Genomic DNA, 12261 nt, shown 5'->3' on the forward strand with positions numbered 1-12261 from the left:
CCCGTGTTCCTGACCGCGCGGCCCGGTCCGCTCAGGCTTCCCGGAGGTCGCGGCGCTGCTCGGCGAAGCGGGTGGTCTCCACGGCGACCAGCACGACCAGGACGAGCGTCAGCCCCGCCAGCGCGGCCAGCGGCGGCAGCGCGATCGCCACCGGCAGCCCGGCCAGCAGCGCGCCGATGGCGAGCAGCCGCGGCAGGCTGAGCACGCCGTGCATCAGGCCGCCGAACAGCACGTGCCCGCCGAGGTAGAGTGCGGCGCCGCCGTACAGGACGGAGGCGTTGAAGCCGCCGAGCGCCACGCCCTCGTCCGCGTGGGCCAGCACGCCCTGGACGCCGAGCCCGGTCACGATGACGCCGGCCACGATGGGGAAGTGCCCGTAGGTGTAGCCCTCCACGACCATCTTGACGCGGATCACGCCGAGCGCGCGCACCAGCCGGTGCTCGGCCGCCGGCGCGACCACGTCGAAGTACAGCCACCACAGGCACACGGCCACCGCGATCCCGAGCACGCCCCCGGCCAGCAGCGGGACGCTCACCGCCCGTTCCGCGACCCCCACGCCGGCGATCGCGGCCGACTCGCCGATGGCGAGCAGCACGAACAGCCCGTGCCGTTCGCTCCACCGCGCCGCGTCGCCGATCCACAGGCCGCCGCGGCGCGCGGCCAGGTGCGTCCCTGCCCGGTCGACGGCGAGCGCCCCGGCGAACAGCGCCGTCTGCGCCCACCCGCCGAGCAGCGCCCCCGCCACCAGCAGCGGCACGACCGCCAGCAACGTCGCCCAGGAAAGCCCGAGCCGGCGGCGCGCCCCTTCGCCGCCCCCGGCCACCGCCCCGGCTCCCGCCGCCGCCCCCACGACGGCCCCGTCCACGGCGAACTGCACGGTGAGGTGCGTGGCCCGCACCAGCACGTACGCGCCCACGAGCACGAGCGGCCCGTCCAGCCCGCCGGGCGCGTCGCGCCACGCCTCCGGGACCGTCAGCGCCATGACGATCACCGCGGCGCTCGCCACCGCCATGCCGCCGCGTACCACGCCGTCGTCGGCGCGTGCCTGGTTGCCGAGCCAGGTGTAGCCCTCCCACGTCCACCACAGCAGCGCGAGCAGCAGCAGCCCTTGGAACAGCCCGTGCACGCTGTGCTCGCCCGCCATGAGGACGGTGACCCGGGTCGCCGCGAACACGAAGACCAGGTCGAAGAAGAGCTCGAAGGCCGTCGTCCGGTGGCTTTCCCCCGCCTGGCCGGTCACGCTCGATAACCTCGGCCCGCGCCGCGGGTCCCCCTGCTCGGCCATGGCCGGCCACCCCCATTTCCTTCCCGGATCGATTGCCGACGGGAAGGTTATAGGCGGTTATAGGGGGACGTCTCCACGATCACCCTGTTTTCCGCGATCTGTAAGGGTTCGCCATCCCCTCGTCCCGCGCCGCGCGACGTCCGTGCCAGCTCCCGCCCGCCCCTGCCGTCGCGGCGGCGGCCGGCGGCCCGCGGCCGTCCGTTCCGGACACGGCGGGTTGACCGCCGAGGCCGCCGACGTGAAACCACACGCGGGCCCCTCAACCCCACAAACCTCACTCAGCCCATAAGCCCGAAATATCACAACCCCGGAACAGCCCCCGAATTCGATCATTCAGCGGCCCGCCGACCCCCTTCTTCCCGTTCCGGCAAACCGCCACCTACGTGCAGAAATGCGACACCATTTCTTGATCAAACAACCCCCGCCAACCCCTGTCGCCGCGATTCTGGTCACAAACATTTCCCGAAATAACCGGTCTACCGCATTGCGATTGACTGGAATTGTTGGAACATATGGTCAGAGTCATCGAGTGAGGTCCGGAGATCGCCTACCCCGGACGGGTGGCGGCGAGGGAAAGGGGCAACGCTCATGCACCAAAGGGCTGTCCGAAACCTGGCCAAGCTCGAAACGACGCAGGCGCGCATGACGCGTCTTTTCGACGCCGCGGCCGGCGGGAAGAACAACTTCCAGTCGGACAAGGACATGGTGCGCCATTTCGAGCAAGCCGCTCCCGTCGTCACCACCGCCGCCCGTGCCGTCCTGGAATTCCTCTCCCGCGTCATCCGCCATCTGGCCGCCCACGAGGGCGTCGACCAATTCATGATCATCGGAAGCGGCGTGCCCAGCGGCCTCCCGCCCGGCCGCCGCCTGCACGACCTCGCCCGCCAGGCCTCCCCCAGCTCCGCCGTCCGGACCGTGTACGTCGAGAACAACCCGATGGTCGTCACCATGGCCCAGGCCACCATCGAGCCCTTCTCCGACCTCGTACGGGTCGTGGACGGCGACGCCCACGAGATCGACGAGATGCTCGGCGACCGGGTCGTCCAGACCTTCCTCGACTGGGACCGGCCCATAGCGGTCCTGCTGCTGTCCGCGCAGAGCCTCGACGACGAGGAGTACGCCCACTACGTCATCAAGCGCCTGCGCCACACGGCTCCGGCGGGCAGCTTCCTCGCCCTGGCGCACACCACGTTCGACGCCGTCCCCCAGGAGCTGCTTCCCGCCGTCCGCGACATGCTCGCCATGACGCTCCCGCGTCTCGCCATCCGTACGAAGGAGGAGGTCGAGGCCCTGCTGGACGGCCTGGACCTGGTGGACCCGGGCCTGGTCTGGGTGCCCGAGTGGCACGCGGGCGACCCGGTCCCGGGGGACGACGCCGCCTGCGCCGACCAGCCCGCCGCCTCGGGCAACTACGGAGCCGTGGCCCACATCCCCTGACGAGCCCCGGCGGAAACGGCGCGGCCGCGCGCCCCGGGTGGGGCGCGCGGCCGTCACGGCCTGACCGACGTCAGGGGATGAGCAGGTCGAAGCCGCCGTTCGCGGACTTGCCCGCGGTGGAGAGGACACGCACCGCGACGGTGTTGGGGTGGTTGTCGCACTGCTGCGACGGGAAGCGGTAGGCGATGGACGGCACCCGCCCCTCGGTCCGCGACGTGAGCAGGATCAGCGCGTCCCTCGTGTCGATGGGGGGCGCGATCTGCACGCAGTAGCTGCCTTCGCTCGGGCGCCACGAGCGGATGACGTTCTTGCCGTCGATCACGGCGCCGTACGAGTCCACGATCGCCCCGGCGCGGGCGTTCGGCGCCTTGATGTCGGCGTGTGCTGCGGAGCCGGCGGCGGTGACGAGACCGGCGGCCGCAAGGGCGAGGCAGCCCGCCAGAGCACGACGAAGCATTCGGTTTCCCCCTTTGGGTAACTCACGGATAGGAGCCACGACAGAACGTAATTTCACCGGCCTGCCTGCGGCGCGAGCCACCCCGGAGTGCCGCGCCAAAGATTTTTTGGCACGGGCCTCGTGAACTTCTGGCGGGCTTCGAACGTCTGCGCGGGCCCTCTACGACCCCGTGGCGAGGTCATGACCTGGGGCTCTATGAGAGCAGACCTCTCCCTGTAACCGACCTGCTACTTTCTGCTACATACCGGCCACAATGTGTGTAATGGGAGCTCGATGATGAAGGTCGCCTGCGTCGGCGGTGGGCCCGCCAGCCTGTACTTCTCGATCCTCATGAAGCGGATGAACGCGTCCCACGAGATCACGGTCTACGAGCGGAACCCGGCCGGCTCGACCTACGGCTGGGGCGTGACGTACTGGGTGCAGCTCCTGCAGAACCTGTACGCCCTCGACCCGCAGTCCGCCCAGGCCATCAGGGAGAACTCCGTCCACTGGGACAGCTGGGTGGTCGAGCTCCAGGAGCGTGCGACGCTCACGATGGAGCACAGCGACGACGGCTTCGGCATCGGCCGCCGCACCCTGCTGGACATCCTCGGCCGGCGCGCGGGCGAGCTCGGCGTGCGGATCGCGTACGAGCACGAGATCAGCGGCCCCGACGCGCCCGAGCTGGCCGGCATGGACGTGGTCGTGGCGGGCGACGGGATCAACAGCAGAATGCGCGAGCCGCACGCCGAGCACTTCGGCTCGGAGTTCGCCGTCGGCCGCAACGTCTACATGTGGCTCGGCACGACGAGGATCTTCGACTCGTTCGTCTTCTCGTTCGTGGAGACCGCGCACGGCTGGATCTGGTGCTACGGCTACCCGTACGGCGACGAGCACAGCACCTGCGTGATCGAGTGCGCGCCCGCGACCTGGACGGGCCTCGGCCTCGACGGGGCGAGCGAGGCCGACAGCCTGGCGGTGCTGGAGAAGCTGTTCGCCGGCGTCCTGGACGGGCATCCGCTGATCGGCCGCGAGCAGCCCGACGGCAGCGCCCACTGGCTCAGGTTCCGCACTCTCACCAACCGCCGCTGGCACCGCGGCAACCTGGCCCTGCTGGGCGACGCGGCGCACACCACCCACTACTCCATCGGCGCGGGCACCGCGCTCGCGCTGGGTGACGCCGCCTTCCTGGCCGACGCGCTGCACCAGGAGCCCGACCCGCAGGCCGCGCTCGCCCTCTACTCGCGCAAGCGCATCCCTTCCATCCGGCCCACCCAGCGCTCGGCCCGCAACAGCGCCCGCTGGTACGAGAACCTGCCCCGCTACGCCGCCCTTCCGCCGCACCAGTTCGTCGCGCTGCTCGGCCAGCGGCACGGCACGCTGCTCGGGCGGGTGCCGCCGAGGCTCTACTACCACGTCGGCCGCGCGGTGGAGGGCGTGCAGATGGGGACGGACTGGGTGGCCGCGAAGCTCGGCCGGGTCCCGACCTGCGAGTGCTGCCGCCCGCAGCCCACGGAGGGCGGGTAATCAGGCCGCCGTTCGTGGGCAGGGGGTGAGGAACCGAGATCGCACGCGCGAACAGCACCCCGGAGGACGGCTCATGACATCGACACCCGGCCCGCCCCGCCCTGGAGAGCACGGCCCCCCGGCGGTGTCGCCGCAGGCCACCGCGGCGGAACGGGAGATCGCCCGCGTCACCGAGCCGGCCCGGCTGCTGCGCATGAGCGACATGGTGCGCATGCTGCTGGACGAGGCCCAGGACACGACCCTGGACGAGCGCGCCCGCGACCAGCTCAGGCACATCCACCTGCGGGCCATCGAGGAGATCGGCGACTCGGTGGCGCCCGAGCTGCGTGAGGAGCTCGAACGCCTGATGCCCGAGGAGCCGCCCGGCCTGCCGAGCCAGGCGGAGCTGCGCATCATGCAGGGCCAGCTCGTGGGCTGGCTGGACGGCGTCTTCCAGGGCATCAAGGCCGGGCTGGCGCTCCAGCAGGCCGGCGCCCGGCCGGCGCGGCCCGAGGGTCAGGGCCACGCACTGCCGGACCGGCCGCGCGGCACGGGCCCGTACCTGTGAGGCCCGGGCTCACAGGACGGGCTCAGCCGCGCCTCGCGGCGGGCCAGCCGTAGCCCCAGCCGCCCTGGATCATCGTCTGGAAGGCCCAGCCGTCCTCGGTGCGCACCAGCAGGTCGGCGTAGTGCATCTCCTGCTCCTGACCCTCGACGGTCATGGTGGCCCGCGTCTCGACGACCACGAGGTTCGGGCTCAGGAAGTGCGGGGTCCGCCGCGAGCGGAGGTCCAGCCCGGCCGTGCCGCCGCCCATCGCCTCCTTCATCGTCTCCAGGTACTCCTCGCGCGTCCACTGCCGGACCGCGGCGTGGCCGCCGGGCACGTCGGTGGCCACGTTCATGGGGAAGACGCCCAGGTCGGCCAGCTTGTCGAGCTCGCCCTGCTCGGCCAGGGCGTCGTACTCGGCGAACCATTCCTCGATGCTCTTCAGCTCTTCGGCGCTCGGCTGATACATGCGCGACTCCCTTGTGCTCGTGCTTGCCGTACGCCGTACCGTACACCATACGGATCGGTGACGCAAAAAGGGCGGCGCCCGGCAGTGCCGGACGCCGCCTGAGAGCGCGGAGCGGTGAGGTCAGAGGTGCGACTTGACGCGGAACTCGTCCGAGATCCCGCAGGAGGGGCCGTTCGGGCCGCCGATGCGGACCCCGTTGAAGAAGTCGCGGTAGGTGCTGTAGAAGTTGCCCTTCCCGCGTGGCCCGGTCGCCGCGGTGCAGCCGCCCCAGTTGGCCTCGGAGTAGAGGTGGATGACGGAGTCGGTGCGGTTCCAGTCGGACTTGGCGCGGTCGGCCATGCCGTAGACCGCCAGGTCGGGGACGTTGGTGTTCAGCTCGACGATGTCGCCCGTGCCGTCGAGGCCGCTGAACAGGCAGTAATAGCCCTCATGGCAACGGTCGTAGCCGGTGGCGGCCTGCGCCGGGGCGGACATGAGGGGCAGCGCGAGCGCCACGATCGGCAGAGTCAGCAGCGGGTGTAACTTCTTGCCCATTTCACCTCTTCGGATGAAAGTTTCTTTCGCCGGTGGGCCGAACATACCTCGCCGATCTTCGTCAAGAAAGTCTTGACTCGAGCGGGGTTCCGTGCCCACCGGCCACTGCCTGGGCGTTCGTCAGTTCCGCGCGCGGCTCTCCGACATGCTGCTGGCGATCAGCTCGTGGTGGCGCACGACCTCGGCGATGATGAAGTTCAGAAACCGCTCGGCGAAGACCGGATCGAGCTTCGACTCCTCGGCCAGGCCGCGCAGCCGGCGGATCTGCCGCGCCTCGCGTTCGGGATCCGCCGGCGGCAGCCGGTGCTCCGCCTTGAGCCGGCCGACCTCCTGCGTGCACTTGAACCGCTCCGCCAGCAGGTGCACAAGGGCGGCGTCGAGGTTGTCGATGCTGGAGCGGAGCCGCTGGAGCTCCTCGAGGACGGCCTCCTCCGGGAGGGGCTGGGAGTTTTCCATGCGGGACAGCCTGCCATCAATCCGGCAGGCTACTCACATCGGGCACCTCACCCCAGGTCGGTCACCCCGCACACTTCGCACCGGTAGAGCGTGCCCCTGCCGTCCTCACCGAACTCGTTCCACCAGTGGGCGTTGCCGGCCAGGTTGGACGGGTCACCAGAGCAGAACATGCGGGATCCGGCAGGATCGGCGGGAGTTGCGGTCGAAGGCATGATCGTCTCCAGGCAGAAGGGGTCGGAGCCGGGGGGCTCAGTCGGATGTGTTGACTTCGTGCTACTGCCCGAAGGAAGAGATCTGAAACCTTACGTGCTAGGGAGAGACGCAGGTCACTCCGGCGAGTAAGCCGGTCGGAGCCCTCTTGCCGGGGCCCTCCGCCCGAGAGTAGAAGGCGTTTGAGACAGATTCGTGACGGTATGGGACCTGATGAGCAGGGGGAGACAGAGATCGCCCCGCTTGGGGCCTTCCTTCAAGGGAGGCAGAACAGGCGGTCTCGGCAATCGCGGGGCCGCCGGATCGGGGGAACCCAATGCGCAAGACACTCACCGGACTGGGACTGGCGTTCTTCCTGACGCTCGCCCCGGCCGCCGCGGCCACGGCCGAGACGCCGGTCGCGCCCGTGGCGCACAGTCAGGTCACTCCTGCGCCGCAGGACAACAACAGGCAGAGCAACGACGGCGGCGGCAATGCCGGTCTGTGGGGCCTGCTGGGCCTGCTCGGACTTCTGGGCTTCGCCGGCATGCGACGCCGTGAACACCACGACGTCGGCACCGCCGAGCACGTCGGCAATCGCAACATGCGCCGGTAGCACGCCGACGTTCTCGCCCCGGGGCCCGCCGTACGCGACGGGCCCCTCTCCATGCGACCGGTCCAACCTTGACTGTGCCATATGTCCGAATTGCGGTGTTTTGTGAGGATTGCGGGTACGTCCCTCCTGAATCACACGAGCAAACGGGGGAAATCGTCGTGGCACTGCAAACAGAGATCCGGCACCTGTTCGACTGCCACCTCGTGGGGTCGGACGGGCAGTCCATCGGCCAGGTAGGCCAGGTGTACCTCAACGACCGCACCGGCGACCCGGAGTGGGTCACCGTACGGACGGGGATGTTCGGCATGAAGGAGACCTTCGTGCCCCTCGCCGGCTGCCACCGCAGCGGGGACGAGATCCGCGTCCCCTTCGACAAGGAGAAGATCAAGGACGCACCCAACATCGACGTGGACGGCCATCTGACCATCGAGGAGGAGGCGCGGCTCTACCGGCACTACGGCCTCCAGCCGCCGGCCGTCCCGCAGCAGCGCAGCACCTCGCCCACCGGCGAGGCCCGCCCCGGACCCGTCCCCGGCCCGGCCACACCCACCGCCGGGCCCACCGCCACGCCCACCATGCCGACCAAGCCCACCGCCGGCACGACGGGCGCCCGCGAGGACATGGGCGACATGGAGCGCGTACGCCGCGAACACGAGACGACCGGGACCGGGACCAGCGGCATGGAAGCGAAGACGGAGATGGGCCGCACGGGGGACACGGCCGACTCCGACATCGACATGACCATGTCCGAGGAGCGTCTCCGCATCGGCAAGGAGACCGTGGAGAGCGGCCGGGTGCGGCTGCGCAAGTACGTCGAGACCGAGAACGTGCAGGAGACCGTACCGCTCAGCCACGAGGAGGTGGTGATCGAGCGCGAGCCGATCCGCGAGGGCGAGGCGGTCACGGGCTCGTACGACATCGGCGAGGACGAGCAGACCATGACCCTGCACGAGGAGCGCGCGGTCATCGGCAAGGAGACCCGGCCCGTGGAGCACATCCACGCGCACAAGCAGTCCGTCGAGCAGGAGAAGACGGTGGGCGGACAGGTCCGCAAGGAGCACGTGGAGATCGACGAGGACGACACGACCCACGGCACCAAGCCGGGCGACCGCCGGCCGCCGCTGTAGGCGCTCACCCGCCCGCCGACGGCAAGCGGGCCTCGCACGGACGCGAGGCCCGCCCGTCGCAGGAGCGTCAGGCGACCTCGATCGCCGGCGTCGGCGGGAAGAGGTCGTCGAACACCGCCGCCCGGTCGAAGCGCAGCGCGCGGGCGCGGGCCCGCATCTCCATGTCGTGCCGCTCGGCGGCCGACAGGTCCAGCACCACCCGGTCCAGGGCCGCCACCAGGCTCGGGACGTCGCCGGGCCGGACGATGACGGCGGTGTCGCCGACCGCCTCCGGCGCGCCGCCCGTCGTGGTGGTGATGATCGGCCCGCCGCCGGCCAGCATCTTCTCGGCCAGGGCGATGCCGAAGGTCTCCACGAAGTCGGGCTCGGGCTTGGTGGGCAGCGCGTAGGCCGCGCACCCGTTCATGAGCAGCGCCTTCTCCCGGTCGTCCACGTCGTCGAGGAAGACCACCCGCTCGTCCGCCGCGGCCAGCGCCCTGACCTCGGCCAGCGCCGGGCCCGTGCCCGCGACGACCAGCTTCACCCGCGAGCGGCAGCGGGTCCGCGCGAAGGCCGTCACCAGCTCGTAGATGCCCTTGGCGCGGGTCACCCGCGAGAGGAACAGCACGTAACCGTCGCGGTCCAGCCCGCGGCGGGCGAGCGCGGCGTCCACCTCCGCCCGGTCGAGGCCGAGGAAGGCCGTGGAGTCGATCGGCGGGTAGCTGACGGTCACCCGCCGCCGGCACTGCTCGGCGAAGTCGGTGCCGCAGTGCGCGTCCACCTGCTCGGCCGAGGCGATGATCTCGTCCCTGGTGTAGTCGGAGACCGCGACGACCTCGTCGTTGGCGAGGAACGTGGTGAACAGCACGGTCGCCGCGCCGAACCGGCCCTCGCGCAGGCACGAGCGGATCACGTTGGTGACGTCGGAGCCGACCGCCTTGGCGACCGTGTGGACGTCGGGCGCGTAACCGGCGGCGCGGGCCGCCGCGACCGCGTCCACGACGACCGAGGTGTGCGGCGCGAGGTACATCGACAGGCAGACGGTCGGCACCGGCTCGGCCAGCAGCTCGACCAGCCGCCCGGTGAGTCCGGCCTGATGGCGCCCGTCCGGCACCCGGTAGTCGCCGACCGGTCCCGGCCGCTCCACGGTGATGCCGGGGCTGTACGGCAGCAGCCGGTCCAGCGGCTTGAGCGGCAGCCCTGCCGCCTGCAGCGCGGGGATCGGCCACGTCAGCAACCGTACGTCGGTGAACCCGCGGGTCAGCGCCACCTCGGCGAGATTGCGCGCTTCGCCCGAGTGACCGCAGATGACCGGGTCGGCCCTGACCACGATGACGAGACGGCGATGTGGGGGGAGCATCGCGCTACCTCCTATGTCGCGGGTGGATCGGAAAGAGACGGGGGCCGGAGCTCCCGGCCCCACGCCGACGGCTCCGGTCCGAGCCGGAGGTGGAGGACGCCGCCGCGGTGCACGGTGACGGCGTCCAGGTGCGTCGCGTGCAGAGGCTTGCCGTCGAGCGTCGCCGACTGCACGTACTGCGGGGGCGGGTGGCCCTCCGGGCCGTCCACGCCGATCGGGGTCTCGCGGTGGCCGCTGGTCTCGACGACGAACTCGCCGTCGCCGGTGCGGAGCACGGCACGTTCGAAGGCGGGCGCGTTGACCAGGAACAGGCTCTGCCCGGCGACCGGGAACAGGCCCAGCGACGCCCACACGTACCAGGAACTCAGGCCGCCCGAGTCGTCGTTGCCCGGCAGGCCGCCGGGCCCGGTGCCGAACTGCCAGGTGAGCGCCGCGTGCACCACCTCGGCGGTGCGGTCGGGGCGGCCCGCGTAGTGGTAGGCCCAGGGCGCCTCCATGTCGGGCTCGTTGTTCAGTCCCTCGAACCGGTTGAGCGCGTATCCCGCCGCCATCTCCGCGGGGTCCGGGCGCCGGCCCGGCTGCCGCACCGGCCGCGCCCCGTAGCCGAAGAAGCGGTCGAGCTTGTCGATGAACTCCTTGTCGCCGCCGGCCAGGTCGATCCTGGCGGCCATGTCGTGCAGCAGGCGGAAGGAGTAGTTCCACTTGCCGCCCTCGTAGAACTCCGAGTCGCGCAGCAGGCCCGTGCCGGGGTCGAAGGCGTTGGTCCACTGGCTGCCGCGCCGCTCCAGGTCGTCGGCCAGCCGGCGGTCGTTGAGGGCGCGGGCGACCTTGGCGGTGCAGTGGTGGGCGTAGGCCAGGTCGAGGGTGTGGGTGATGGGGTGCACCACGCCGTGCTCGAAGAAGTCCTCGCCGTACATGCGGCGCAGGTCGCCGACCATGTGCACGAGCGCCCAGTTCCAGTCGAGCGCGGTGCGGCCGAGCGCGTGGGCGTCGGCCAGCGCCGTGTGGACGAGCGCGCTCGCCTGGCGGAAGAACCGGTCGGCGCCGCGGGCCATGCGGTAGCCGATCGGGAAGTTGCCCTCCTCCTCGCAGACCCGGATCAGCGACTCCAGCAGGTCGTTGGCCCGCTCGGGGACGATGGCGGACAGCAGCGGGAGCTGGGTCTTGTAGATGTCCCACATGGTGCACACGTCGAACGCGAACGGCCCGGGGGTCGGCCAGAACGGGCTCTCGTCGTCGCCGAAGCACGGCTTGATCAGCGCGTGGTAGAGCGCGGTGCCGAAGACCGTACGGCGGGCGGGCGTGCCGCCCTCGACCTGGACGCGGCCGAGATGGTCGCCCCAGCGGGCGCGGGTGCGCAGGCGCACGGTGTCGAAGGCGGAGCTCGACTGGCCGCACTCGCGTTCGAGGTTGGCGCGGGCCTGCTCGCAGCCGCGCAGCGAGAACCCGAGCCGCACCTCGACCGTCTGCCCCGCCCGCGCCGGGCCCATGAAGAGCATGCCGAACGGGCGCAGCGTGGTCTGCCGGATGCTGTCGAAGTCGAGGCGGGTGCCGCCGTGGATGAGGCGGCGGTCGTACCAGAGCATCTGCCGCCAGCCGGGGCTGTCCACCTCCAGGTAGACCGACAGCGGGACGCCCTCCATCACCACCGTGCCCTGCGCCCGGCCGAGCCCCATGCTCTCGGCCTGCGCCCGGACCGGCACCGTACGGCCGAGGTCGATGCCGAGGCCGCCGCAGGACAGGTCGATCACCACGCGGGCGCTGGAGTGCTCGGGGAAGGTGTAGCGGTGCACGGCGACCTTGGTGCCCACGGTCAGCTCGCAGCGGATGCCCGTGTCGAGGGTGGCGGCGTAGTAGCCCGCCTCGGCCACCTCGTCGTGCAGCGGCCAGGACTCGTTGAGGTCGTCGAGCGGCTGCACCATCGGGGTGACCCGGACGTAGTTGTAGTACTTGCGGATCGCGCCGGTGCCGGACTGCTGGAAGTGGGTGAATCCGGACGCCTGCAGCCGCTCGAACATCTCCTCGGGCACGCCCTCGGTGTTCTTGGCGTAGCGGCCGTAGCCCGTGGGGTAGGCGCCCGAGTAGGCGCAGGCGGAAACCATGCCGAGCGGCGAGGTCGCACCCGGGTGCGTGTTGCCGACCTGCGGCTTCGGCCACCACCAAGTGGCGGCGAGACCGCGTGCGGGAGGCAGGTCGGTGGCCGCTGTGCCGATGAAGGGGTCCATGTTCGTGAGGATGGCGGCAATGTACCCGTTCGCTGTTCGCTTAAGGTTTCGCCAAGGTGAAATCCTTATAGTTTGATCTTCAGCGCACGGCACAG

13 protein-coding genes are annotated in these 12261 nt (G+C 70.8%); 5 read left to right on the forward strand and 8 right to left on the reverse strand.

Translation table 11 applies throughout. The annotated features are described in order from the left end of the window. Positions 1–31 precede the first annotated feature (31 nt). Positions 32–1285, reverse strand: coding sequence for a low temperature requirement protein A (locus ACBR40_RS09515; RefSeq protein WP_371248387.1), 1254 nt, complete (start codon positions 1283–1285; stop codon positions 32–34). A gap of 588 nt (positions 1286–1873) precedes the next feature. On the opposite strand from ACBR40_RS09515, the gene ACBR40_RS09520 reads away from it, so the two are divergent. Continuing rightward, positions 1874–2722, forward strand: a complete 849-nt coding sequence (locus ACBR40_RS09520; protein WP_371248388.1) for an SAM-dependent methyltransferase — start codon at positions 1874–1876, stop codon at positions 2720–2722. Positions 2723–2792: 70 nt separating this feature from the next. Here ACBR40_RS09520 and ACBR40_RS09525 read toward each other — a convergent pair whose 3' ends face one another. Further along, complete coding sequence (locus ACBR40_RS09525; RefSeq protein WP_344207010.1) at positions 2793–3179, reverse strand: hypothetical protein; 387 nt, start codon at positions 3177–3179, stop codon at positions 2793–2795. A 273-nt stretch (positions 3180–3452) separates the two neighbouring features. Between ACBR40_RS09525 and ACBR40_RS09530 the strand changes: the two genes are divergently transcribed. Next, complete coding sequence (locus tag ACBR40_RS09530) at positions 3453–4685, forward strand: FAD-dependent monooxygenase (RefSeq protein ID WP_371248389.1); 1233 nt, start codon at positions 3453–3455, stop codon at positions 4683–4685. 73 nt (positions 4686–4758) lie between these two features. Next, on the forward strand, positions 4759–5232 hold the full coding sequence (locus ACBR40_RS09535) for a proteasome activator (protein WP_344207008.1): 474 nt from the start codon (positions 4759–4761) through the stop codon (positions 5230–5232). Between the two features lie 22 nt (positions 5233–5254). On the opposite strand, the gene ACBR40_RS09540 is transcribed toward ACBR40_RS09535, so the two are convergent. The 4 genes from ACBR40_RS09540 to ACBR40_RS09555 form a co-directional block, all read right to left on the reverse strand. Beyond that, complete coding sequence (locus ACBR40_RS09540) at positions 5255–5680, reverse strand: nuclear transport factor 2 family protein (protein WP_371248390.1); 426 nt, start codon at positions 5678–5680, stop codon at positions 5255–5257. A 120-nt stretch (positions 5681–5800) separates the two neighbouring features. Beyond that, a complete protein-coding gene (locus tag ACBR40_RS09545) occupies positions 5801–6214 on the reverse strand; it encodes a peptidase inhibitor family I36 protein (RefSeq protein ID WP_344207006.1) in 414 nt (137 codons plus the stop codon). A 120-nt stretch (positions 6215–6334) separates the two neighbouring features. Next, positions 6335–6670: a chorismate mutase gene (locus tag ACBR40_RS09550; protein ID WP_364460218.1), complete on the reverse strand. Its 336-nt coding sequence runs from the start codon at positions 6668–6670 to the stop codon at positions 6335–6337. Between the two features lie 47 nt (positions 6671–6717). After that, on the reverse strand, positions 6718–6882 hold the full coding sequence (locus tag ACBR40_RS09555) for a hypothetical protein (RefSeq protein ID WP_177240487.1): 165 nt from the start codon (positions 6880–6882) through the stop codon (positions 6718–6720). Positions 6883–7196: 314 nt separating this feature from the next. On the opposite strand from ACBR40_RS09555, the gene ACBR40_RS09560 reads away from it, so the two are divergent. Then, positions 7197–7475, forward strand: a complete 279-nt coding sequence (locus tag ACBR40_RS09560; RefSeq protein WP_344207004.1) for a WGxxGxxG family protein — start codon at positions 7197–7199, stop codon at positions 7473–7475. Positions 7476–7633: 158 nt separating this feature from the next. Further along, positions 7634–8602 (forward strand): PRC and DUF2382 domain-containing protein, encoded by a 969-nt coding sequence (locus ACBR40_RS09565; protein ID WP_344207003.1) that lies wholly within the window; start codon positions 7634–7636, stop codon positions 8600–8602. A gap of 67 nt (positions 8603–8669) precedes the next feature. Here the strand turns inward: ACBR40_RS09565 and ACBR40_RS09570 are convergent, their stop codons facing one another. Both ACBR40_RS09570 and ACBR40_RS09575 read right to left on the reverse strand, forming a co-directional pair. Continuing rightward, complete coding sequence (locus ACBR40_RS09570; RefSeq protein ID WP_364460209.1) at positions 8670–9941, reverse strand: glycosyltransferase; 1272 nt, start codon at positions 9939–9941, stop codon at positions 8670–8672. 11 nt (positions 9942–9952) lie between these two features. Then, complete coding sequence (locus ACBR40_RS09575; RefSeq protein ID WP_371248391.1) at positions 9953–12166, reverse strand: GH92 family glycosyl hydrolase; 2214 nt, start codon at positions 12164–12166, stop codon at positions 9953–9955. Between the last annotated feature and the right edge of the window lie 95 nt (positions 12167–12261).

Source organism: Nonomuraea sp. AD125B, from assembly GCF_041402765.1.
In the GTDB taxonomy this organism is placed as follows: Bacteria; Actinomycetota; Actinomycetes; order Streptosporangiales; family Streptosporangiaceae; genus Nonomuraea; species Nonomuraea bangladeshensis.